Annotated in this window: 18 protein-coding genes and 1 tRNA gene; 6 read left to right on the forward strand and 13 right to left on the reverse strand. The window is 69.3% G+C overall.

Translation table 11 applies throughout. The features are described 5' to 3' along the window. Positions 1-8: 8 nt before the first annotated feature. Positions 9-1376 carry a metalloprotease PmbA gene (gene pmbA, locus OC534_RS09235; protein WP_136003162.1) on the reverse strand — a complete coding sequence of 456 codons (1368 nt, stop codon included), beginning with the start codon at positions 1374-1376 and terminating at the stop codon, positions 9-11. Between the two features lie 68 nt (positions 1377-1444). Here pmbA and yjgA point away from each other — a divergent pair, with 68 nt between their 5' ends. After that, the gene (gene yjgA, locus OC534_RS09240; protein WP_136003161.1) at positions 1445-2056 is read left to right on the forward strand and encodes a ribosome biogenesis factor YjgA; all 612 of its coding nucleotides are present in this window, start codon (positions 1445-1447) and stop codon (positions 2054-2056) included. Between the two features lie 80 nt (positions 2057-2136). On the opposite strand, the gene tldD is transcribed toward yjgA, so the two are convergent. The 4 genes from tldD to OC534_RS09260 are packed head-to-tail and all read right to left on the reverse strand — an operon-like array spanning position 2137 to position 9636. Further along, a complete protein-coding gene (gene tldD, locus OC534_RS09245) occupies positions 2137-3582 on the reverse strand; it encodes a metalloprotease TldD (RefSeq protein ID WP_017355120.1) in 1446 nt (481 codons plus the stop codon). A gap of 53 nt (positions 3583-3635) precedes the next feature. After that, positions 3636-7502, reverse strand: coding sequence for a YhdP family protein (locus tag OC534_RS09250; RefSeq protein ID WP_262071693.1), 3867 nt, complete (start codon positions 7500-7502; stop codon positions 3636-3638). Between the two features lie 45 nt (positions 7503-7547). Then, a complete protein-coding gene (gene rng / locus OC534_RS09255) occupies positions 7548-9035 on the reverse strand; it encodes a ribonuclease G (RefSeq protein WP_136003158.1) in 1488 nt (495 codons plus the stop codon). After that, positions 9028-9636, reverse strand: coding sequence for a Maf family nucleotide pyrophosphatase (locus tag OC534_RS09260; RefSeq protein WP_262071704.1), 609 nt, complete (start codon positions 9634-9636; stop codon positions 9028-9030). The genes rng and OC534_RS09260 overlap by 8 nt, the downstream gene beginning before the upstream one ends. 130 nt (positions 9637-9766) lie before the next feature. Between OC534_RS09260 and OC534_RS09265 the strand changes: the two genes are divergently transcribed. The 3 genes from OC534_RS09265 to OC534_RS09275 all read left to right on the forward strand — a co-directional run bounded on the left by OC534_RS09265 (position 9767) and on the right by OC534_RS09275 (position 14354). Then, complete coding sequence (locus OC534_RS09265; protein ID WP_153165203.1) at positions 9767-10501, forward strand: SIMPL domain-containing protein; 735 nt, start codon at positions 9767-9769, stop codon at positions 10499-10501. A gap of 211 nt (positions 10502-10712) precedes the next feature. Continuing rightward, a complete protein-coding gene (locus OC534_RS09270) occupies positions 10713-11381 on the forward strand; it encodes an energy transducer TonB (RefSeq protein ID WP_136003157.1) in 669 nt (222 codons plus the stop codon). A 174-nt stretch (positions 11382-11555) separates the two neighbouring features. Continuing rightward, positions 11556-14354 carry a TonB-dependent receptor gene (locus OC534_RS09275; RefSeq protein ID WP_136003156.1) on the forward strand — a complete coding sequence of 933 codons (2799 nt, stop codon included), beginning with the start codon at positions 11556-11558 and terminating at the stop codon, positions 14352-14354. 202 nt (positions 14355-14556) lie between these two features. Here the strand turns inward: OC534_RS09275 and OC534_RS09280 are convergent. The 8 genes from OC534_RS09280 to OC534_RS09315 all read right to left on the reverse strand — a co-directional run bounded on the left by OC534_RS09280 (position 14557) and on the right by OC534_RS09315 (position 21598). Continuing rightward, a tRNA-Asn gene (locus tag OC534_RS09280) sits at positions 14557-14633 on the reverse strand. Positions 14634-14702: 69 nt separating this feature from the next. Continuing rightward, the gene (rlmH, locus tag OC534_RS09285) at positions 14703-15173 is read right to left on the reverse strand and encodes a 23S rRNA (pseudouridine(1915)-N(3))-methyltransferase RlmH (RefSeq protein WP_136003155.1); all 471 of its coding nucleotides are present in this window, start codon (positions 15171-15173) and stop codon (positions 14703-14705) included. Between the two features lie 84 nt (positions 15174-15257). Next, positions 15258-15692, reverse strand: a complete 435-nt coding sequence (rsfS, locus tag OC534_RS09290) for a ribosome silencing factor (RefSeq protein ID WP_136003154.1) — start codon at positions 15690-15692, stop codon at positions 15258-15260. Between the two features lie 58 nt (positions 15693-15750). Next, positions 15751-16416, reverse strand: a complete 666-nt coding sequence (gene nadD / locus OC534_RS09295; protein WP_136003153.1) for a nicotinate-nucleotide adenylyltransferase — start codon at positions 16414-16416, stop codon at positions 15751-15753. A gap of 3 nt (positions 16417-16419) precedes the next feature. Beyond that, the gene (gene holA / locus OC534_RS09300) at positions 16420-17457 is read right to left on the reverse strand and encodes a DNA polymerase III subunit delta (RefSeq protein WP_136003152.1); all 1038 of its coding nucleotides are present in this window, start codon (positions 17455-17457) and stop codon (positions 16420-16422) included. A 27-nt stretch (positions 17458-17484) separates the two neighbouring features. Continuing rightward, positions 17485-18081 carry an LPS assembly lipoprotein LptE gene (lptE, locus tag OC534_RS09305; protein ID WP_017356013.1) on the reverse strand — a complete coding sequence of 199 codons (597 nt, stop codon included), beginning with the start codon at positions 18079-18081 and terminating at the stop codon, positions 17485-17487. Between the two features lie 103 nt (positions 18082-18184). Further along, positions 18185-20830 carry a leucine--tRNA ligase gene (leuS, locus tag OC534_RS09310; protein ID WP_017356012.1) on the reverse strand — a complete coding sequence of 882 codons (2646 nt, stop codon included), beginning with the start codon at positions 20828-20830 and terminating at the stop codon, positions 18185-18187. Between the two features lie 156 nt (positions 20831-20986). Then, positions 20987-21598, reverse strand: a complete 612-nt coding sequence (locus tag OC534_RS09315; protein WP_136003151.1) for a DUF998 domain-containing protein — start codon at positions 21596-21598, stop codon at positions 20987-20989. A 143-nt stretch (positions 21599-21741) separates the two neighbouring features. Here OC534_RS09315 and trxA point away from each other — a divergent pair, with 143 nt between their 5' ends. Together trxA and OC534_RS09325 are read left to right on the forward strand one after the other, a co-directional pair. Next, complete coding sequence (gene trxA, locus OC534_RS09320) at positions 21742-22605, forward strand: thioredoxin (RefSeq protein WP_153165206.1); 864 nt, start codon at positions 21742-21744, stop codon at positions 22603-22605. A 182-nt stretch (positions 22606-22787) separates the two neighbouring features. Then, positions 22788-24410, forward strand: coding sequence for a FecR domain-containing protein (locus OC534_RS09325; protein WP_316044058.1), 1623 nt, complete (start codon positions 22788-22790; stop codon positions 24408-24410). Positions 24411-24420 lie beyond the last annotated feature (10 nt).

Consider the following 24420-nt stretch of genomic DNA (forward strand, 5'->3'; position numbering starts at 1 on the left):
AGAATACGTCAATCATTACCGGCAACGGTCATCCGCCCGATCAGAATCGACCCCACGTGAACATGGGAGCGGCGGTCGATATCGGTACCTACCGCTTCGATGCTCGCAAACATGTCCTTCAGGTTGCCGGCGATGGTGATCCCGTCCACCGGATAGGTGATCTCGCCGTTTTCAACGCGGAACCCGCCTGCACCGCGCGAGTAGTCGCCGGTGACGCCATTGACCCCCTGCCCCATCAGTTCGGTGACCAGCAGCCCCTCGCCCATCTGCCGCGCGATGGCAGTCAGGTCGCCCGCATTGGCGGTGACCTTGAGGTTGTGCACGCCGCCGGCATTGGCCGTGGTCGGCAGGCCCAGCTTGCGCGCCGAGTAACTGCCCAGCACGTAGCGCTGCAGGATCCCGTCGCTGACCAGCGCCGAGTCGCGGGTCGCCACCCCGTCGCCGTCGAACGCCGACGAACGCAGGCCACGGCGCAGCAGCGGCAGTTCCTCGATGCCGAACCAGTCCGGGAACAGGCGGGTGCCTGCGCTGTCGAGCAGGAAGCTGGCACGGCGGTAGAGCGCACCGCCGGAGACCGCACCCAGCAGGTGGCCGATCAGCGAGCGTGCCACCTCCGGTGCGTACAGCACCGGCATCTGCGCGGTCGCCATCGAGCGCGGCTGCAGCCGGGCCACGGTCCGCTGCGCGGCCTGGCGGCCGATCGCCGCCGCCGATTCGAGGTCCTCCCGGGCCAACGCACTGCTGTACCAGCCATCGCGCTGCATGCCGTCGCCGTGGCCGGCGATCAGCGCGCAGCCGATCGAATGGTGGCTGCTGCGCTCGCGGCCGATGAACCCGTGCGAGTTGGCGTACACCGACAGACTGGTCGCGGTGGCCGCCGAGGCGCCATCGGAATTGCTGATGCGCGGGTCGGCTTCGCGCCCGGCCGCTTCACAGGCCAGGGCCAGGTCCAGCGCCTCGTCGGCCCCCAGCGCCCACGGATGCCAGCCGTCCAGGTCGGGGAACGTGCGGGCCATCAGGGCCGCGTCGGCCAGCCCGGCCGCCGCGTCGTCCTCGGTGTGCCGGGCGATCGCGCAGGCCTGGGCCACGGTGGACTCCAGGCTGGCGTCCTGCAGGTCGGCGGTGCTGGCACTGCCCTTGCGCTGGCCAAAGTAGACGGTCACCGCGATGCCGCGATCGCGGGTGGATTCCACCGTCTCGACCTCGCCCAGGCGCACATTCACATCCAGCCCCCGTTCCTCGCTGCAGCTGACTTCGGCCTGGCTGGCGCCCAGGGCCCTGGCCCGCTCCAGCAGGCGCTGGGAGATGTCGGCCAGCTGCTCCAGGCGCTGCAGGCTGTCGTCGGCCGGGGAGACTTCAGGGGAGATCACGTTCAATGCTTTATCCTGTACGGGTGAGTGCCTGGCGCGACGCCGGGCACAGTTCTGGATGTGGAAATAAGACGATGCGCGGACGCGACGAAGAAACCGGTGAATTCCTTGATATCAGCCGCAGCCAGAACCGGCGCGACGCGCTGGATGTCCTGGCTCTGGGCGAAAAGCTGGTCTCGCTGACCCCGGCCCAGCTGGCCCGCGTGCCGGTGCCGGAAGACCTGCTGCCGCACATCGCCGAGGCCAAGCGCATCACCGCGCACATCGCCCACAAGCGCCAGCTGGCGTTTCTGGCCAAGCACATGCGCCGCGAGGACGACGCCGTGCTGGATGCGATCCGCGACGCGCTGGACGCCAACAGCGAGACCTCGCGCCGTGAAGTGGCCACCATGCACCGCGTGGAGGACTGGCGCGAGCGCCTGATGAAGGACGGCGACAAGGCGCTGGGCCTGCTGCTGGCCGAGTACCCGCACGCCGACCGCCAGCAGCTGCGCACGCTGGTGCGCAACGCCCAGGCCGACCGGGCCAAGAACAAGCCGCCGCGGGCCTACCGCGAGATCTACCAGGTGCTGCGCGGGCTGATGCTGCCCGCCGCGCTGGGCCTGGAAGACCTGAACGCGGCGGACGCCGCGGCCGACGCGGACGCGGACGGCGACACCGACGGCGACGATCGCGCCGACGACTGAGTCCACGCGCCCACGCGGCGGCGCCAGCAATGTGCTGGCCCGCGCGCGGTGTGGCGACAGGGACAGGCGCATCCGGCGGCTCAGGCCTGGGTGCCGCCCACGGTGATGCCATCGATCAGCAGCGACGGCTGGCCCACACCCACCGGCACGCTCTGGCCATCCTTGCCGCAGATGCCCACGCCCTCGTCCAGGGCCAGATCGTTGCCGATCATGCGCACCTTCTGCATCGTCTCCGGGCCATTGCCGATCAGGGTCGCGCCCTTCACCGGCGCGGTGATCCGCCCGTCTTCGATCAGGTAGGCCTCGGTGGCCGAGAACACGTACTTGCCGCTGGTGATGTCGACCTGGCCGCCACCGAAGTTGACCGCGTACAACCCCTTCCTGACGGACCGGATCATCTCCTCCGGATCGTGCTGCCCGGCGCGCATGTAGGTATTGGTCATGCGCGGCATGGTCATGTGCGCGAACGATTCGCGGCGGCCGTTGCCGGTCGGCGCCACGCCCATCAGGCGGGCATTGAGCGAATCCTGCATGTAACCGACGAGGATGCCGTCCTCGATCAGCGTGGTGCACTGGGTCGGGTGGCCTTCGTCGTCAATGTTCAGCGAGCCGCGGCGCCCGTCCAGGGTGCCGTCGTCAACGATGGTCACGCCCGGCGCGGCCACGCGCTCGCCGACACGCCCGGCGTAGACGCTGGTGCCCTTGCGGTTGAAATCGCCTTCCAGACCGTGGCCGACCGCCTCGTGCAGCAGCACCCCGGGCCAGCCCGGGCCGAGCACCACGGTCATCACCCCGGCCGGCGCGGGGATCGCCTCCAGGTTGACCAGCGCCTGGCGCAGCGCTTCGCGGGCGAAGGCTTCCGGGCGCCCGTCGGCGAACAGATCGGCATAGCTGTAGCGGCCGCCGCCGCCGGCATAGCCGGATTCGCGCCGGCCGTGCTGTTCCACGATCACCTGCACGTTCAGGCGCACCAGCGGCCGGATATCGGCGGCCAGCACGCCGTCGCTGCGCGCGATCAGCACGGTATCCACGCCGCCGGACAGGCTCACCATCACCTGCTGCACGCGGGGGTCTGCCGCGCGCAGGTACTGGTCCAGGCGCTTGAGCATCTCGACCTTGGCCTCGTTGCCCATGCCGTCGATCGGGTCCAGCGCCGGGTACAGGGCGCGACCGGTGCCCCGCACCAGCGATCGCGCCGACTGCGCCCCGCCCTCGCGGGAAATGGCACGTGCGGACTGTGCCGCGGCGAGCAGCGCATCGCGATGGATGTCGTCGGAATAGGCAAAACCGGTCTTCTCACCGGCGATGGCGCGTACGCCCACGCCCTGCTCGATCGAATGGGCACCGTCCTTGACGATGCCGTCTTCCACGCTCCAGCTTTCGCGCCGGGCGTGCTGGAAGTACAGGTCGCCAAAGTCGATCCCCGGCCCCAGCAGGGTGCCGAAGGTGCGTTCCAGGCCATTGGCGTCCAGCCCGGCGGGCAGGAGCAGTCGGTCGTGGGCCAGCGAGAGTGCGTTGTCGGTCATGTCATCTATCTGAGGGCGCCGGTCGCCATCGCAACCCGGGCGCGGGAAAAGGGTCAGCGCGGGGTCGGGCGGGCAGGGGCCGGGGCCGGCTTGGGCGCATCGTCGCGGTCGATCACTTCGACCTTGGGTTCGGCCCAGGGGCCGGTCACACGATAGGTTTTGGCGCCGATTTCGCCCAGCGGCTTGGACAGCACCGCGTTGGCGGCGGCGCCCACGGCGGCGCCGACCGGGCCACCGGCGACCGCGCCGACCACGGTCAGCAGGTTGCCGGCACGCGGATTCACGTCGATCGTCTGGTCGAACTGCTGGCGGCGCAGGTCCGTCTGGCCGCGGATGCTGATGTTGGCCGCCGGCCCTTCGATCAGCACCTTGTCGGTGGTGGCCATGCCGCCGGCGAATGCCAGCGTGCCTTCGACCTGGTTGAAGGCGAATCCCTTGGAGAAGAAGTCGCGGAAATCGAACATCAACCGGCGCGGCAGCTGTGTCACGCTGAGCAGGCCCAGTACGCGTCCGGCGCCGGGCTCCAGCTCCAGCAGCTGGCCATTGCGGGCATGCACGTCCAGGCGCCCTTCCAGCGCGCCCAGCTGGAAGTCCGACGGACCGCCCGGCCAGCCGGCCTGCAGCTGCAGCTGGCCCTGGCCACCGCGCAGCTGGCCGCCGTAATCCAGGTTCTTCATCAAGCCCCCCAGATCCTCGCTCTTCACGTCCACCGTGAGCTGGGTACGGGCGGCCGCGCCCATGCCCATCCAGCGCCCACGGACATCGATGGCCTGCTTGGGCGAGCGGAACTGCAGCTGGTCCACGCTCAGGCCATTGGCCATCGGGCGGGTCCGCAGCACCGCCTTGCCCAGCGTGGCCTTGCCGAACTGCAGGTCGTCGATGTCCAGCGACAGCGGCGGAATCCTGGCCGGGTCGGTGTCGTTGGCGCTGGCCTGCACCCGTGCCGCCAGCAGCGCGTCGCTGGGCAGCACGATCGGCGCGCCATCGCCCGGCGCCTTGACCGGCGTCGGCAGCGACTGCCAATGCACGCGGCTGAGCGTGCCGACGATGGTGCCGCCATCGGCATTGGGGACATCCAGGCGGCCGGCCAGCGAGGGCCCGTCCAGGCGCACGTCCACGCTGTTGCCGGTGGGGCGCAGCTGCAGACGGGTCTGCTGGAACACGCCACCGGCCAGCAGCAGCTGGCCGACCTGCACATCCACATGCCGCAGCGGCATCGGGTCCTTGCCGTCGTCGCCGCCCGGCGAGCGCGCCAGGCCGATCCACTCCAGCGCATCCAGCGAGCCGCTGCGGCCATTGACCACCAGGCCGCTGGCCGGCGGCTCGCGATCGACCTGGCCACTGCCGAGGGTGACCTGCACGCCGGTCTGGTTGTTGTGCATGCGCGCGGCCAGGGCCAGGCGCTGGCCGAACGCCACATCCACCCGGCCACTGCCCATCGGCAACTGCGCTGCCACCGAGGTGGCCAGCGGCACGTCGGCCGGCTTGTCCAGCGGCGCCGGCAGCTCCAGGCGCGTGCCGACCAGGTCCGAATGCAGACGAAGCTCGGTCGGTGCCGGCGTTCTGCTGCCGGCGGCGACCTTGGGCAGGGTCACGCCGATGGTCCAGCGCGACGTTCCGTGGATGTAGGGCTTGAGCCAGTTCAGCTCCGGCGCGCGGTCGAGCAGGCCGCCGGCGTCGAGCGAGGCGGTCAGTTCGGATTCGAAGGCTTTCTGGGGGTCCTGCACATAATCGCCGGCGCGCAGGCTGAGTACGCCGTCCTGGCCGAGGTGGCGCACCGACAGCAGGTTGGCGTCGAAGCCGCCGCGCCCGTAGCGCGCCTGCCCGCGCATGGCATCGAAGGCCAGCTCGAAGCGCTTGTCCGACAGACTGGCACCGTCCAGCTCGACGGTGCCCTGCAGGTGCCCACCGGGGTCGCCGTGGTGCAGCGGCTGCAGCAGGTCGAAGGTGACCGCGGCCGGTCCCTTGGCGGTGAGGTTGTCCAGGGTGTCGCCGTAAGTGGCCTGCAGCGGGCTGCGGCGCAGCATGGCCAGCAGCGCGCCGGCATCACTGCGGGTGGTCGCCTTTACGTACAGGCCGGTCTGGCCGAAATCGGCAATGCCGGCATCGAAGTGGTTCACCGCCACCCCGGCCAGGTCGCCACTGCCGTGCAGCTCGAAGCCGGGGCCGATGAAGGCGATGCCGGCGTTGACCTTGTCCATCGTCGGCCAGTCGTGCTGGAAACGGATGCTGCCGTTGTCGATGTGGCCGGTCGCCTCGAACCGTCCGTTGTTGTGGTCGAACGGCCAGTCCTCCAGGTCGCCGGTGACCAGCCCCACGCCGCCGCGCACCTGCCCGGACACCAGCGCGGCGTCGAGCCAGTCAGTGGCGCCCTTGCTCATCCTGGAATGGATCCAGAAGCGCTTGGCGGTGGTCATCGGCACGTCATCGATCTTCGCCGCCAACTGCAGCCACGGGCGCGTGCCATCGCCCTGGAACCACACCCCACCGCGCACATCGGCGGCATAGTCGGTGCCCTGCACGCGCAGTGCCGGAGTGCCGATCCGCCAGCCGCCGGCCTCGTCGCGCCAGGCGACCATGCGTCCGGCCAGACGCACGTCATGGCGCTGGCCGAAACCGGTCGGCCAGTCGAAATGCATCACCCGTGACGGCACCAGGTCCAGCGCGAACCCATCGGCGTCACCGGTAACGTGGCCACCCACGCCGCTCAGGCCCGGGGAATGCCCGGCCGGCGCGAAGCGGATCTCATCCAGTTCACCCTCGATCGACAGCCGACCGCCCTGCTCCCCGGCCACCCGCACACGGCTCATCCGCACCTGCGGCGCGGCGGCGTGCAGCCAGCCGCGCAGACCCGGGTCGATGCGGTCGCTCAGCGCCAGGCCACGCAGCAGTGCGGTGGCATCGAGGTTGTCGCCGGACAACGCGAACTGCTGGCCGCCGGCGATCAGCAGGCCATCCAGCTGCTGGGTCCGGCCTTCCATGCCGATCCGCAACCGCGGCGCATCCGCCCGCCAGCCCCCCTTCACCCAGCGCCAGCGGGCGCGCAGCTGCAGGGTATCCAGGGCCAGCTGCGGGCGGGTACCGTCGGCCAGCGGTGCGCCGCGCAGGCGCACGCCCTGCAGGTCGGCATCGGAGGTCACCATCACTACTTTGTTGTCGCGCAGGTCCACCCAGGCATTGAACTCACCGGTGCCCTGCTGCAGCGACACGCCACCCGCCTTGAGCAGGCCGGACCAGGCGCGGAAATCCGCAGGATCAGCCGCCAGCCAGGCCTGCCCGTCGCCGTGGTGGCGGTCGAAATCCACCACGGCGGTCAGCGGCTGCGCGGCCGGGTCGGCCCAGGCGCGGGCGCCCACCCGCAGCCGCTGGCCGTTCACGCGCAGGCGCAGGTCGATGCGTGGCAGTTCGGCCTGCAGGCCGATCGACGGCGCATCCACGCTCAACCGGCCGCCGATCACCTGCAGTTCGCCGAGACGTCGCAACGTGTCCAGTGGATCGCCGCCGCCAGCCTGCGGCAGGCCGCGCACCGACCAGCGCCCGTCGGCGGCACGCTGCAGCACCAGCGCCACGCCGCGCAGGCGCAGCTCGGTCAACGAGTGGCCCGGCAGCAGGCCGGCATACATCGACACCAGCACCTCGGCTTCGCCGATGCGCAGCCCCTCGCCGGCCCCGATGCGCAGGCCCTTGAGCTGCAGCAGCGGGCCGCGCCGGGTCCAGGCGGTGTCCAGCCCATCGAACCGGACCGGCTGACCGGCGCGCGCGCTCAGCCAGGCCGCCACTTTGTCCGGGTGCCGCTCGGCCAGGGGCAGCAGCTGACTGACGGTGCCCACCAGCACCGCCACGCAGACCAATACGATCGCCACGGCGTACACAGCATGGCGGCGAATCCTTCGCAGTCGCAGTCGAAGCGGCGTACTCATCGCAACGCGTGGACGCCCGCGCCGCGCGGCGCAGGCGGATGACGGTCAGAGCAGCACGACATCGAACTGCTCCTGCAGATACTGCTCGTCGGCCTGGAAGCGGATCGACTTGCCCAGGAATTCCTCCAGCTCTGCCACCGCCGAGGATTCCTCGTCGGTGATGCGCGCCACGACCTTGGTCGAGGCGATCACCAGCAGCCGCGCGGCATCGAACTGGCGCACGGCCCGGGTGATCTCGCGGAAGATCTCGTAGGTGACCGTTTCGGCGGTCTTGATCGAGCCGCGGCCGCTGCATTCCGGGCAGGGCTCGGACAGCTGCCGCTCCAGACTTTCCACGGTGCGCTTGCGTGTCATCTCCACCAGGCCCAGTGGCGAGAACTCGTACACGGTGGTTTTGGCATGGTCGCGGGCCAGTGCCTTTTCCAGGGTGCGGAGCACCTGGCGGCGGTGCTCGGCATCGTCCATGTCGATGAAGTCGATGATGATGATGCCGCCCAGGTTGCGCAGCCGCAGCTGGCGCGCCACGGCCTGTGCCGCCTCCAGGTTGGTGCGGAACACCGTCTCCTCGAGGTTGCGCTGGCCCAGGAACGAACCGGTGTTCACATCGATGGTGGTCATCGCCTCGGTCTGGTCGATCACCAGATACCCGCCCGACTTGAGCGGCACCTGCTTGTCGAGCGCGCGACCGATCTCGTCCTCGACCCCGAACATGTCGAAGATCGGCCGGTCGCCGCTGTACAGCTCCAGCTTCTCGGCCAGCACCGGCATGTACTTGGCCACGAAGGCCTGCAGCTGGGCGAAGGTCTCCTTGGAGTCCACCTTGACCTTGTCCACGTCCTTGCGGATCAGGTCGCGCACCGAGCGCAGCGGCAGGCTCAGGTCTTCGTAGATCACGCTGCAGGGCGCGGCATCGCGGCCGCGCCGCTCGACCACGTTCCACACCCGCGACAGATAGGCCACGTCCTCGGCGATGGCTTCAGCGGGCTGGCCCTCGGCGTTGGTGCGCACGATGTAGCCGTAACCGCCGTGCTGGGCCGACAGCTCGGTCACCAGGCTCTTCAGGCGGGCCCGTTCGGCCTCGTCCTCGATCCGGGCCGAGACCCCGACCACCTTGGACTGCGGCAGCAGCACCATGTAGCGCGAGGGAATGCTGATCTGGGTGGTCAGGCGCGCCCCCTTGGTGCCGATCGGGTCCTTGACCACCTGCACCACGATGTCCTGGCCGTCACGCAGCAGTTCCACGATCGGCACCGACGACGGCGGCGGCAGCGTGGTGCCTTCGGTATCGGCGCTGGCCACCGGGGCGGGCCGGATCACATCGTTGGCGTGCAGGAACGCGGCGCGCTCCAGCCCGACCTCGACGAACGCCGCCTGCATGCCCGGCATCACCCGCTGCACCTTGCCCTTGTAGATGTTGCCGACCACGCCACGACGCCAGCCGCGCTCGATGTGCAGTTCCTGCAGCATGCCGTTCTCGATGACGGCAACGCGCGTTTCGCGCGGGGTGACATTGACCAGGATTTCTTCAGACATGGACGACACCCTCCGTTGGCGTGGTGGAAGCAGCGGGCGGAACGCCAAACGCCTGCAGCAACTGCTCGGTCTGTTGCAGGGGCAATCCCATCACACCCGAATAGCTTCCCGCCAGATGGCGGATGTATCGTTCGGCGCCGCCCTGGATGGCATAGGCGCCGGCCTTGCCCATCGGCTCGCCGCTGGCCACATAGGCTGCGATCGCGTCGTCGCCGATGTCGATGAAACTCACCTCCGACACCACCAGGACACTGTCGTGGCGCCCGGCCGCGGCCAGCGCCACCGCGGTCATCACCTGATGGGTACGCCCGGACAGGGCGCGCAGCATCGCGCGGGCATCGCCGGCATCGGCGGGCTTGCCGAACACGCGGCCGTCGAGCACCACCTCGGTATCCGAGCCAAGCACCACGGCCTGCGCGTCGTCGGCGACCAGCGCCAGACCCGCGCGCGCCTTGTCGGCCGCCACGCGCTGTACGTAGTCGGTGGCCGATTCGGCGGGGCCGCGGATTTCAGGCACGTCCAGGTCCAGCGCGCGGAAGGGCCGGTCCAGGCGCGCGAGCAGCTGGTTGCGTCGGGGAGATCGGGAGGCAAGATAAAACATCGCGGAAGCATAACCTGTGGCTACTGTCTGAATCGCGAGCAACCGTGTCGAAACGTGATCGACCCCGGCAAAGCTCACGACACGTTCATCGCCCCGACACCAACCTCAACGCCTTCACAAGGAGATGTACATGCGCCGCCATTCGTTGTCCCCCCTGCTGCTTGCCCTGTCCCTTGCCCTGGGAACCTCGATGACCGCACACGCCCAGTCCCAGCCCGCCGTTGCCGTCGCAGCCGACGGCACCCTGCTCAATATCTCGGCCAACGCCGAGGCCCGGCGCGTGCCCGACGTGGCCACGCTCTCGGCCGGCGTGGTCACCCAGGCCGTCGATGGCAACACCGCCATGCGACAGAACGCCGAACAGATGGTCAAGGTGCTGGCGGCGATCAAGGCCGCCGGCATCGCCGAGCGCGACGTGCAGACCAGCGGCGTCAACCTCAGCCCGCAGTACCGCTATGCGGACAATGAAGCGCCGAAGATCACCGGCTACCAGGCCAGCAACACGGTCAGCCTGAAGGTCCGCGACATCGCCAAGCTCGGCAAGGTGCTCGATGCACTGGCCGCGCAGGGCGCCAACCAGATCAACGGCCCGCAGTTCGAGATCGACCAGCCCGAGCCGGTGTACGACGAGGCCCGCCTGGCCGCACTGAAGAAGGCCCAGGCCCGCGCCGAGACCTATGCCAAGTCGCTCGGCCTGCGCGTGCGCCGCATTGTCAGCATCTCTGAAAGCGGTGGCGGCAACTTCCGCCCGGTGATGATGCGTGCCGCCGCTGCGCCGATGGCCGCCGACGTCGCCACCCCTGTCTCGCCGGGCGAATCGACCGTCTCGGTCAACCTGGACGTGGTCTTCGACCTCGGTCGCTGAGCCTGCCGCCACGCGGTTCCCACGACGGCGCCCCAGGGCGCCGTCGTGCTGTCCGGCGCCGGTTCCTGAGCGCCAGTGAAACGGCTCCCCCGCGCATGGCTTCCGGGGCATGCCCTGCTCCGGTATTGCTGTCATTGCGCGGCCTCCTCTCAACCCCGCAGGCCGCGCTGGCACGTTGATGTTCCCGCACATCTGGCAAGGAGAGTGGAGCATGGTCCGTACGCAGCCCCCCGTGATGCCCCTGCAACTCGATGTTTCCCGCGTGCTCGGTTGGAGCACGGCGCTGGCCCTGCACGTGCTGGCCTTGATGCTGCTGCTGATTCCGGCCGCGTACGTGGCCGCGCCTGCCCAGCGCGACCGCCTGTCCGTGCGCTGGATGACCGCCACGCCCACCCCGCCGGTGCCGCCACCGGACATCGTGACCGTCGACCCGACGCCGCCGAAGCCCGCCCCGGCGGTCCCGACGCCACGGGTCGCGCCGCCGCAGGCCCCGCCGACCGCCAGCGCCGACGATCGCCTGGCCGTGCCGCCGCTGCCGGCCAGCGAGCCGGCCATGCCCTCGCTGGAGCCGTCCACCGCCGTCAGCGGCGGGCCGCCCGCGCTGGGCGTGCAACTGCAGTACCGCAGCGCGCCGCCACCGGCCTATCCGATCCAGGCCATTCGCGACGGTCAGCAGGGCACGGTGCTGCTGCGGGTCCGGGTGGGTACCGACGGCCGCCCCAGCGAGGTGACGATCGAGCGCAGCAGCGGCTCGCGCACCCTGGACAGCGCCGCCCGCCTGCAGGTACTGCGCCACTGGCGCTTCGTCCCGGCCATGCGTGACGGCCAGGCGGTGGTCGCCGACGGCCTGGTGCCGGTGGACTTCTCGCTGCCCCGATGAGTCCATACGGCGGGGCGCCTGGACGACGCCCCGCCCATCTCCCGACGGACGGCGTGGCGGGTTAAGCAATTTTTCACACTTACGTCACCTGCTGGAAACCTAGATTGGCGCCGTCGGCCGCCGTCCCGGTGCCGATCTTTCGCCATCGTAGGTTTTCCAGTCAGGAGAGAAGCTGTGAAACACCCGGTCCAACGGCTCGACAGCAGCCGCCGCAATACTCTGGCCCATTCCATTTCCACCTCCCTGACCGGCAGCATGCTGCTGCTGGCGGGCGCACTGGCCAGCTCTTCTGCCTTCGCCCAGGAGCAGGCCACCAACCTGGACCGGATCACGGTCACGGGTTCCAACATTCCGCGCACCAACACCGAGACCCCCTCCCCGGTGCAGGTGGTGACCCGCCAGGAAATCGACCGCACCGGCAAGACCACGGTGGCCGAGTACCTGCAGACGCTCACCGCCGACGGCGCCGGCTCCATCCCCAAGACCTTCGGCAACGGCTTTGCCGGCGGCGGCGCCGGCATCTCGCTGCGCGGCCTGGGCGCCGGCTCCACGCTGGTGCTGTTGAATGGCCGCCGCATGGCCACCTATGGCCTGGCCGATGACGGCCAGAAGGTCTTCACCGACCTGAGCACCATCCCGCTGGACGCGGTGGAGCGCATCGAAGTCCTCAAGGACGGCGCCTCGGCCATCTACGGGTCGGACGCCATCGCCGGCGTGGTCAACATCATCCTGCGCAGCGACTTCAACGGCGCCATCCTGCGCGCGTCCTACGGCCTGTCCGGCGACAGCGACGGCGATGCCAAGAAGGCCACGCTGACCGCCGGTACCGGCGACCTGGCCACCGATGGCTGGAACGCGTTCTTCAGCCTTGACGTGGGCAAGACCGACGCCATCAAGATCAGCGACCGCAAGAACCGCAAGTGGATCGGCACCGGCGACATCCGCCGCTGGGGCTACGATGCCGGCGATGCGCAGTTCCTCGGTGGCGCCTACCTCAGCGGCGGCACCGCCGGCGGCACCGGCCCGAACGGCTCGGTGTTCGACAGCACCGGCCATCTGGTCGCCCTGCCCGGCTGCGCCGGCCTGACCACCATTCCCGGCCAGACCGATGCCACCGCCCAGGCCCAGGGCTGCCTGTGGGATCCGGCGCAGCAGTTCCGCGACCTGACCCCCGAAGAGAAGTACGTCAACGTGTTCGGCCGTGCCAGCTTCGCCTTCGGCGAAGGCGGCGAGGTCTACACCGAGATCGGCTACTCCAAGAAGGAGACCGTGTTCTCCAATACGCCGTCCGGCGTGTCCGGCGGCTGGGGCTATCCCGGTGGCCCGGTCAATGCCAACAGCGGCCCGGGCGCCACGGTGCTCGGCCCCACCCACCCGGACAACCCGATTCCCGGCCAGGCCTCGCGCCTGCGCTACTCGGCCTGGGACGTGGGTCCGCGCGTCACCAACAACACCAACGAGTTCAACCGCTTCCTGGTCGGCGTCAAGGGCAACTGGGGTGAGTGGAGCTACGACACCGCCTACCTGCATTCGGGTACCGACCTGACCAACAAGCGCACCGGCTTCCTGCGTTACAGCGCGGTCCGCTGTGCGCTGGGCGACCCGAACTGCGCCGGCGGCGTGTGGCGCATCGGCGACAACGCCGGGCAGAACACGCAGGCGCTGTATGACTTCATCTCCCCGACCATCAGCGCCCGCGCCAAGTCCAGCCTGGACATGTTCGACTTCACCGTGTCGCGCAGCCTGATGGACCTCAAGGGCGGCCCGCTCGGCCTGGCCCTGGGTACCGAATGGCGTCGTACCAGCAACAGCCTGACCCCGCAGACCTACACCGACGTGGGCGACATCATCGGCCTGGGCTACTCGGCCTATGACGGCACCCAGAACGTGTACGCCGGCTACGTCGAACTGTCCGCACCGGTGCTGGAGCAGCTGGAACTGTCCGCCGCCGTCCGCTACGACAAGTACGAAAGCGGCGAAGGCAAGGCAACGCCGAAGCTGGGCGTGAAGTGGACCCCGGTCGACTGGGTGGCGCTGCGCGCCAGCTACGCCGAAGGCTTCCGTGCCCCCAACCCGGCTGAAAACGGTGACGGTGGCCTGGCCGCCTTCTCCAACGCCCGCGATCCGGCCCGCTGCGCCGCCAGCGGCAACGATCCGGCCGAGTGCGGCGCCCGTCAGGTCGCCATCATCACCCGTCCCAACCCGGGCCTGAAGCCGGAGGAGTCCAAGAGCTACTCGGTGGGCATCGTGCTGCAGCCGACCTCCACCACCTCGCTGACCGTCGATGCGTGGGAAATCAAGCGCACCAACGAAATCGCCCAGGGCAGCACCGCCGACGCGATCGCCGCCGGCAATGTTCTGCGCGACAGCAACAACCTCAACGGGGTGCCGAACACCGGTACGATCCTGGCCGTCAACACCGCCTACGTGAACGCCAACTCGTCGCGCGTGCGTGGTATCGACACCGACATCCGCCAGACCTTCGACCTCGGTCCGGGCCAGCTCGAGCTGGACATGCAGTGGAGCCACGTGCTCAAGTTCGAGCGCACCGAAGGCAGCAGCACGGTCGATTACGTGGGCACCCACGGCAACTGCGATGTGACCAACTGCATCGGCACGCCGCAGGACCGCATCAACTTCGGCACCACCTGGAAGCAGGGCAACTGGAGCGTGAGCGGCGTCGCCAACTACATCTCCAGCCTGGACAACAAGGATGCCCGCGGCGGTTCGTACCTGGCCTTCTACGAAGACGGTACGCCGGTCGAGAAGATCTCCTCGTTCACCACCTTCGACCTGTCCGGTCGCTGGAACGTGACCGAAGCGTTCGAACTCAACGCCTCGGTGCAGAACGTGTTCGACAGGATCGCTCCGCTGGATCCGAGCACCTACGGCGCGGTCAACTACAACCCGCTGCACTTCAGCGGCGCGGTTGGCCGTTACTTCACCGTCGGCGCCAAGTACACCTTCAACTGATCCACCGCACGTAGCGAGCAGAAAGCCCGGGCATTGCCCGGGCTTTTTGTTGGCGCCCGCGCAGAGCCGGGTCCTACCCGGCTGCTCTGCGCGCATCCCCCACCACGATCAGTGCCGCGCTGCACGGAGCCAGCCGACCCGCGGTCGGCGCTACCAGCGATGCAAAAAAAAACCTCGCATCGCTGCGAGGCTTTTCAAAACTTGGCGCCCGAAGTTGGACTCGAACCAACGACCCCCTGATTAACAGTCAAGTGCTCTAACCGGCTGAGCTATTCGGGCGGGGTGCGCATTGTAACCAGTTTTTCGCAGGATGTAACCCGTTTTTCCGCAATTCGCTCGCGCTCGATGTCACGCCCGATGATACGGGTGGTTGGCCAGCATCGCCGCGGCGCGGTACAGCTGCTCGGCCACCACCAGGCGCACCAGCATGTGCGGCAGCGTCAGCGGCCCGATCGACCAGGTTTCATCTGCCAGCGCGGACACCTCCGGCGAGTGGCCTTCCGGCCCGCCGATCAGGAACGCCATGTCCCTGCCCTGTCCGCGCCAGTGCTCAAGACGCTGTGCCAGCTGCTCGGAGCTGAGCTGGCGGCCCGGCACGTCCAATGCCACCACATAGGCATTCTTCGGCAGGGCCGCGATCACCCGCTTGCCCTCGTCCTCCGTTGCACGGCGCGCGTCGCGGCCCTTGCCACGCAATCCTGGCTCGATCTCCACCAGCTCGAACGGCAGCCAGTGCGACAGCCGTTTCTGGTACTCGGCAAAGCCCTGCGCGACCCAGGCGGGCGCGCGTTCTCCGGTGGCGATCAACCTGGCTTTCATCTCACTGCTCCTGCTGGCGGCAGGTCTGCCGCAAAAACGACAACGGCGCCCTCGGCGCCGTTGTCCCGATCCACACCTGCGGCATCAGCGCGCGGCGTAGTCGTCTTCTTCGTCCGCGTCGTCGAGCAGGCTCGGCGGCTGGTCGCCGACCGTCCACAGGCGCTCCAGCGCATAGAACTCGCGCACGCGCGGCAGCATCACGTGGACAATCACGTCGCCCAGGTCGACCAGCACCCACTCCGCTTCGCGCTCACCTTCCACGCCCAGCGGCATCACGCCCAGCTGCTTGGCGAACTTCACCACCTCATCGGCGATCGACTTCACATGGCGGCTGGACGTGCCCGACGCGATCACCATGTAATCGGCGACGCTGGACTTGCCGATCACATCGATCTCGACGAGATCCTTGGCCTTCAGTTCTTCGGTGGCCTTGCGCACGCACTCCAGCAACTGATCGTTGGACGGTGCGGGGCTGGGCAGTTGGACCTTGATGGTCTGGGGCTGGGGTTGGTTGCTCAAAGCGGGGAGACTCGATAAATGTGGGGCCGATTATACGGGGCGATGGGCGCCCGCGTATTCACGTCCGGGATGCGCCGTACAGGCCGCGGTCGGCGATGTACCCGGCCACCGCCGGCGGCACCAGCGCCTGCCACGGCCCTCCGGCCTGGATCTGCTCGCGCACGCGGGTGGCCGACTCGGGCCGCAGCGGGGCCTCCAGCCGCAGCACGCGGCCGCCGGGCGTTTCCAGCAGGTCCTGCTCGCGTCGGGTCCAGCGCCCCTGCAAGGCCTGGGCGAGGGCCGGCGGCAGGGCCCGGTCCAGGGCGCTGCCCTGGCGATCGGCCACAATGAAGTGGGCCAGCCCGAACAGGGCCTCCCACTGGTGCCACTGCGGCAGCCCCAGCAGGCTGTCGGCGCCCACCAGCCATGCCAGCGGCCGTTGCGGCCCCAACACCTCGCGCAGTTCGCGCAACGTGTCCACGGTGTAGGACGGCACGCCAGGCAGGCGCTCGGCGCGCTCCAGTTCCTGCCGGTCCAGCAGCAGTCCCGGCTCGCCGTCGATCGCCAGGGCCAACATCGTGGCGCGATCGGCCGCCAACGCGCCCGGTATGGCCCGGTGCGGCGGATCGGCCGCCGGCAGCAGGCGAACCGCCACCTGCAGCTGGTCGCGTGCCGCCCGTGCGATGGCCAGGTGGCCCAGGTGCACCGGGTCGAACGTGCCGCCGTAATAGATGCGCAGCGGCATCGGTCAGGCGCGCGCCAGCAGGCGCACGGCGCGGGCCTCGGCCACGGCCAGCAGCAGCCGCTCCAGCGCCAGCCAGGCGTCGCCGTCGGCGCGTCCCTTGGCGATGCGGTCCACCAACCCGGCCTCGGCCACAAACCGCTCCCAGCGCTTGGGCTCGGGGTGGCGCTGCAAGGCACGCTTGAAGGGCGCCTGGCGCGACTCCCAGATGCCACGGCTCTTCATTTCCGCGGCCAGGTTGCCACCCCGCGCCTGCACCCGCGCCAGCCCGGCCGTGGCCAGCAGTTCGCGGATCACGATCGGGGTCAGCGCCGCCACGGCTTCGCCTTCGCCGCGCAGGCCGGCGAGCATGCGCAGGACCGCCGCTGGCTGCCCGGAGAAGGTGGCTTCCACCAGCCGGAACACGTCATAGCGGGCGGCATCGGCCACCAGCGACTCCATCGTCTCCACGTCCAGGGTCTGGCCCTTGGCGAGCAGCGCGAGCTTGTCGATTTCCTGCGCGGCCGCCAGCAGATTGCCTTCCACCCGCTCGGCCAGCCGCTGCACGGCCGGCGGATCGGCGCGCAGGCCGTGCTGGCGCAGGCGGCGCTCGATCCAGTCGGGCAGCTCGTGGGGTTTGATCGCCCAGGCCACGGACAGCACGCCGACGCGGCCCACCGCCTCGGCCCACTTGCCCTGGTGGGCCTTGCTCCAGTCATTGCAGGTGATCAGCAGGATCACGTCCGGCGCGGGGTTGGCACAGAACTGGCTGATCACTTCCGCGCCGTCCTTGCCCGGCTTGCCGCTGGGCAGGCGCAGCTCCACCAGGCGCCTGGCACTGAACAGGCTCGGCGCATTGAACGTCGCATCGAGCTGGTTCCAGTCGAAATCGCGGCCGTCGGCGTCAAACACCTCACGTTCGCTGATGCCGTCCCGCCGCGCACGGGCGCGTACCGCATCAGCCGCCTCCAGCACACGCAGGGTTTCCGGCCCGGCAATCAGATACACCGGCAGCAGGGCCTGGCTGGCCGGCTGGCTGGCAAGCTGTTCGGGGCGCAGTTCCATGCCGGTGCCCGGTCCGTGCGGACCGGGTCAGTTGCCCTGCGGCGGATCGACCGGCTGGGCCGGCGTCGCCGCCGGTTCACCCGGCTTGGCCGACAGTCGGCCGTGTTCCATCTCGGCACGCACCACGCTGTCGATGCGGCGCAGGATCGACGCGGACATCTCCCGGCGCAGTTCATCGGCGAGGATCTCGCGCTCGGTGGTCGTACCGGTGGCGTCGGTGGGCGGCGACACGTAGTCGCGCGACAGTTCGATCACCTGCTGCGGCACCAGCACGCTGCCGTCTTCGCGGCGGAACACGAAAATCACCGCGTAGCGCAGGCTGTATTCCTGGGCGCGGCCCTGCGCGTCGATGGCGATCGGCAGGTCGCCCCAACGCTCGGACACCACCTGCAGCTGTGCCACCGGCACACCGTCGGTGCTGTCATCGACACTGTCGGCATCGGCGACCACCGCGCCGGAAGACTGCAGCCCGCGACGGAGCAGCTTGGCCAGCTCGCTGTACGGGGCAGTGGAAACCACCTTCACCGCCGCCGCATCGGCCGGCAGCATCAGCTTGTTGCGCAGATGGAAGCCACAGCCGGCAAGGGTGGTGGTCAGAACGAGGGCAAGCAGGAATCGGGTCATGGGCACAGTCTGGGGGAGCCGGGCGGGCGCGGCAACAGGCATAGAAGATGCCCGATGCCGCGTGAACGTCGGTTGAGACCGGAGGCAGGGTTCGTGACCGCCCTCAGGCGGCCACGATGTTCACGATCTTGCCGGGCACGATGATGATCTTGCGCACGGTCAGGCCGTCGAGGAACTTGGCCGCATTCGGCTCGGCCAGACCCAGCGCCTCGATCTGGTCACGCGTTGCATCGGCGGCCACTTCGATGGTGCCACGCAGCTTGCCGTTGACCTGCACCGCCAACGTCACCGCATCACGCACCAGTGCACCGGCATCGACCTGCGGGAACGCCTGGTCTTCCAGCAGCGTCTCGGCGTTGCCCAGCACCTGCCACAGCGCATGGCTGGCATGCGGAGTGATCGGGTTGAGCAGCAGCACGGCCGCCTGCAGTGCTTCCTGGCGGACCGCACGGCCCTGTGCGGAAACATCATCGAACCTGGCCAGCGCGTTCATCAGTTCCATCACCGCGGCGATGGCGGTGTTGAAGCTGTGGCGGCGGCCGTAGTCGTCGCCAACCTTGCCGATGGTTTCGTGGGTCTTGCGACGCAGCGCCTTCTGCTCGGCGTTCAGCGCGGCCGCATCCAGCGCCGGTGCCTGGCCGTCGGCCGCATGCTTCTGCACCTGCGCCCACAGGCGGCGCAGGAAGCGGGCCATGCCATCCACGCCGGCTTCGTTCCATTCCAGCGACTGTTCCGGCGGGGCGGCGAACATCGAGAACAGGCGCACCGTGTCGGCGCCGTACTTGCTGACCATCGCCTGCGGGTCCACGCCGTTGTTCTTGGACTTGGACATCTTCTCGGTGCCGCCGATCTCCACCGGCAGGCCGTCGGCGATCAGCGTGGCGCCGGTGATGCGGCCGCGCTCATCGCGCTGTACGTTCACGTCGGCCGGATTGATCCAGTCCTTGTCCTTCGGATTCTCCGCGTTCCAGCGGTAGTAGGACTCGGCGATCACCATGCCCTGGCACAGCAGGTTCTGCGCCGGCTCGTTGCTGTCCACCATGCGCGCATCACGCAGCAGCTTGTGGAAGAAGCGGAAGTACATCAGGTGCAGGATCGCGTGTTCGATGCCACCGATGTACTGGTCCACCGGCAGCCAGTAGTTGCCGCGCTTGTCCACCGCATCGCGGGCGCCCGGCGAGGTGTAACGGGCGTAGTACCAGCTCGACTCCATGAAGGTGTCGAAGGTGTCGGTCTCGCGCTCGGCCGCGCCGCCGCAGTCGGGGCAGGTGGTCTTGCGCCATTCCGGATCGGCCTTGATCGGCGAACCGGTGCCGACGAAGCTGACGTCTTCAGGCAGCACCACCGGCAGCTGTTCTTCCGGCACCGGCAACGCACCGCACTTGGGGCAGTAGATCACCGGAATCGGGCACCCCCAGTAGCGCTGGCGGCTCACGCCCCAGTCGCGCAGGCGGTAGTTCACGCGGCGCTGGCCCTGGGCCTTGCGCTCGAACCGTTCGGCCAGCGCCTCGAAGGCGCCCTGGAAATCCAGGCCGTCGAACTCGTCGGAGTTGATCAGTTCGGTCTCGCGGGTCTTGTCGCCGTACCAGTCCTGCCAACGCGTCGCGTCGTAGGCGCCCTCGTCCTTGCGCGGCGACTTCAGCGCGATGACCTGGCGGATCGGCAGGTTGTACTTGTTGGCAAATTCATTGTCGCGCTGGTCATGGCCCGGTACGGCCATCACCGCGCCGGTGCCATAGCCCATCAGCACGAAATTGGCGACCCACACCGGGACCTGGGCCCCGGTGACCGGATGCACGGCGCGCAGGCCGGTATCCATGCCGCGCTTCTCCTGGGTTTCCAGTTCGGCCTCGGAGACGCCACCCTGCTTCATTTCGGCCAGCAGTGCGGCCAGCGCCGGGTTCGACTTCGCCGCGTGCTGGGCCAGCGGATGTTCGCCGGCGATCGACACAAAGGTCACGCCCATCACCGTGTCCGGGCGCGTGGTGAACACCCGCAGCGGGTCCAGCGCGCTGCCGTCCACGTCGCGCACGTCGAACTGGATTTCCAGCCCTTCGGAGCGGCCGATCCAGTTGCGCTGCATGGTCTTGACCGACTCCGGCCAGCCCGGCAGCTCATCCAGGCCGTCCAGCAGTTCCTGGGCGTAATCGGTGATGCGCAGGAACCACTGCGGAATCTCGCGCTTCTCCACCAGGGCACCGGAGCGCCAGCCACGCCCGTCGATGACCTGTTCGTTGGCCAGCACGGTCTGGTCGATCGGGTCCCAGTTCACCACCGCGTTGCGGCGGTAGGCCAGGCCCTTGCGCATCAGACGGGTGAACATGCGCTGTTCGTGCACGTAGTACTCGGGCGTGCAGGTGGCGAATTCGCGCGACCAGTCGATCGCATAGCCCAGCGATTTGAGCTGGCTGCGCATGTGGCCGATGTTGGCGTAGGTCCACTTGGCCGGCGCCGTCTTGTTCTTGATCGCCGCGTTCTCGGCCGGCAGGCCGAACGCATCCCAGCCCATCGGCTGCAGCACGTTGTGGCCGGTCATCCGCTTGTAGCGGCTGATCACGTCACCGATCGTGTAGTTGCGCACATGGCCCATGTGCAGCGCACCGGACGGGTACGGCAGCATCGACAGACAGTAGAACTTCGGCTTGTCCGAAGACTCGTTGACCTCGAAGGCACGGGTGGCGTCCCAGAATTTCTGGGCGACGGATTCAACCTGCTGCGGGTCGTAGACGTTGGGTTCGACGCTGGTCATGGAAACACGGATGCGGCGGCAAAGCGGCACAGGGTACCGCAGTGCGGCAAAGGGCTCCAATCGGCGCGATCATCTGCCCTCGCCGAAAAGGTCATCTCGTTGAATTGTCAGGAGATTGAGCGGAAACGGCAACGACGTGCGCAGCGCGGGATGCGCTCAGGGCCGCAGCGCCGCAGGGGCCAGCGGCAGTGCGGCCGCCAGCCAGACCAGCCAGCCGCCGAACGCCAGCAGCTGGGCCAGCGGGCCCGGCAGCAGCGCGGGCAGCACGAACGCGGCCAGCAGCACCGTCGTCCCACCGGCCAGGTGCAGCTGGGCCGCACGGCGCCAGCCGGAAAGCGACCAGGCGCCCCCGGCGGTCATCAGCGCGCCCGGCACGAAGGCCAGCACCCACACCATCCACGCGCTGGCGTGGTAACGGCTGGCCATGCTGTCGATGTCGTCGGCATCCAGTGGCAGCAGCCCCATCGCGGCGAAGGCCAACGCGGCCAGCATCAGCATCTGCACCCCCACCCGCAGCGGCCACGGCGCGGTGCGCGGCACGCGCAGCAGCAGGCAGAACGCCACCCCGGCTGCCAGCAGGCCCGGCAGCAGCAGGGTCACCAGGCTGAAGGCACGCCCGTGCGGCACCCCCAAGGCACCGAGCAGGGCCAACGGATGGCGCATCGGATCGAACGCGGGCAGGGCCAGCGCGAACCCCGTCGCCGCCAGCACGAATACCGCCGCGGCCGCCGCCCCCAGCCCCTGTTCCCAGCGTTTTGCAGCCTGCATCGTCACTCCGGAAGTCGCCGGACGTCCCGGCCTTGCCTACCGGACGCATTGTCTCCGGTTTGCCGCGGACGCGGCAGTGGGGTTGCGTCGGGCGGGCGGCGGCACCATACACTCGGTTACCTGTTTCCCGTTGATATCCGACCATGAGCGATCTTTCCTACGTCTTTGACGCCACCACCGAGTCTTTTGAAGCCCAGGTCCTGCAGAAGTCCCTGCAGACCCCGGTGCTGGTGGACTTCTGGGCCACCTGGTGCGGCCCGTGCAAGACCCTGGGCCCGATGCTGGAAAAGCTGGCGGGCGAGTACAACGGTGCGTTCGAACTGGCCAAGGTGGACGTTGATCAGGAGCAGCAGATCGCCGCCGCCTTCCAGATCCGCTCGGTGCCCACCGTCTTTCTGGTCAAGGGCGGCCAGATCGTCGACGGTTTCCCGGGAGCGGTGCCGGAAGGCCAGCTGCGCGAGTTCCTGGCCCAGCACGGCGTGGTGCCGGCAGCCCCTGCCGACGCGGCCGCCGCCGAAGACGAGCCGGCACCGCTGGATCCGCAGGCCCAGGTGGACGTGCTGCGCGCGGCGATCGCCGCCGAGCCGGACAAGGAAGAGCTGAAGCTCGACCTGGCGCTGGCCCTGCTGCAGACCGGAGCCACCGCCGAAGCCGGCGCGCTGATCGATGCACTGCCGGCCAACCTGTCCACCGATGACCGCGCCGTGCGTGCCCGCGCGCGTCTGGACTTCGCCAGCGCCCTGCAGGACGCGCCACCTGCCGATGTGCTGGACGCGCGCATTGCCGCCGATGGCGATGACCTGCAGGCGCGCCATCTGCGCGGTGTGCAGCAGCTGCTGGCCGGCGAGGACGAGGCGGCATTGGCGCAGTTCCTGGAGATGCTGCGGCGCGACCGCACCTACGATGATGGCCGCCCGCGCAAACTGCTGATCGACGCCTTCAAGGTCATCCAGGACGACGATCTGGTGGGCCGCTACCGCCGCCGCATGGCCTCGCTGCTGTTCTGAGGCGGCTGCGTTCAGAAACCCTGCACGGGTCCCGGGCAATAATGAATTGCGGCCCAGTGGAGGCCGCGATCCATTCGGGGGGATGAGGTCTGGGCCATTGGGGTCCACATGGCTGAGCCCCGCTTCGCAGGGCGCCATCGACCGTGAGATTGACCATTCCGCCGCACCGCTTCCCCCGTACCGTGCGCAGCCTGCTGCTGGCCCTGCTGTTGCTGTCCCCCCTGCCCCTGCTGGCGCAGGACTGGCACTACCGGGTGCGCCCCGGCGACACCCTCTGGGACCTGGCCACCCTGTACCTCAAGCCTGAAGTGGAGTGGGAACGACTGCAGCGGCACAACCGCGTGGATGACCCCTACCGGCTGCCGCCGGGCACCCAACTGGGGTTCCCGGTCGCGTGGCTGCGGGTGCAGCCCGCTCTGGCCCGGGTGGTGGCGGTACGTGGCCCGGTGCAGGCGGGCACGACGGCTGGCCGTGGCACGCTGCGCGCGCTGAAGGAAGGCGATCTGCTGGGCATCGGCGAAGAAGTCGAAACCGGCGCCGACGCCAGCGTCACCCTCGAATTCGCCGATGCCTCCCGGCTGCAGCTGCGCGAGGGCTCGCGTCTGCGCCTGGACCAGCTCAGCCGCTATGGACGCACCGGCATGGTCGATACCCGCCTGCGCCTGGAACAGGGTCGCGCCAGCAACCGGGTCACCCCGGCGCGCGGCCCGGCCTCCCGATACATCATCGATGCGCCGACGGCCACCAGCAGCGTGCGCGGCACGGTGTTCCGGGTGAGCGCGGGCCAGCACGGCCAGGGCGCCTCCACCGAAGTGGTCCAGGGGCGTGTGCAGGTCGGCAATCGTGCCGGCCAGCGCCTGGTCGCCCACGGCCAGGCCACCCGGACGCCCTCGGCGCTGACCCGCCCGGCGCCGCTGGAAGCGCTGCTGCCGGCTCCGCACCTGGACATCGCGCACACCCGGCTGGAGCCATTGCCGGCCCGGTTGGCCTGGGCGCCGGTCGACGGCGCCGCCGGCTACCGCATCGAGATCGTGCGCGCCGACCAGCCCGACGTGCTGCTGGCCGCGCAGGACAGCCCTGCCACCACCGCCACCTTCGACGACCTTCCCGCAGGCACCCTGCGCGTGCTGCTGCGCGCGGTCAGCGCCGACGGCGTGGAAGGCCTGGACAGCGAGCGCGACTTCATCGTCCGCGACCAGCCGGTCGCCCCGATCACCGTGCGCCCGCGCCACGCCGAGATCGTGAACAGCACGCGCCCGCGCTTCGAATGGGGACAGGTACCCGACGCCGCGGCCAGCGTGCTGCAGATCGCCAGCGACCCGCAGTTCGTCTCGCCCCTGGTGGAGCAGGACACCACGTCCACCCACCTGCGTCCCGCGCAGCCGCTGCCACCGGGCACGTACTACTGGCGCGTCGCCTCCCGGGACCGCAACGGCCATCAGGGCCGCTTCGGCCAGACGCTGCCGCTGACCCTGACCGACACCCCCGTCGATCCGGCGCTGCAACCGCCGGAGGCAGCCAAAGGCCAGCTGACCCTGCGCTGGCAGGCAGGCGAGCCGGGCCAGCGCTACCGCGTGCAGCTTGATCGCAAGGGCGACTTCGCCCGGCCGCTGCTGGACCGCGAGGTCGACCAGCCGGAAGTCACGCTCAAGCGCCCGTGGCACGGCAACCTGCACGTGCGCGTGCAGTACATCGAGGACGATGGCTACGCCGGGCCGTTCTCGGCACCGCAGCAGATCGCGCTGCCATGCCGCACCTGCTATGGCGCCGGCGGCGGTGCCCTGCTGCTGTGGCTGCTGCTGTGAAACCGCTGCA

Source organism: Stenotrophomonas sp. Marseille-Q5258 (assembly GCF_946900935.1).
Taxonomy (GTDB): Bacteria; Pseudomonadota; Gammaproteobacteria; order Xanthomonadales; family Xanthomonadaceae; genus Stenotrophomonas; species Stenotrophomonas nematodicola.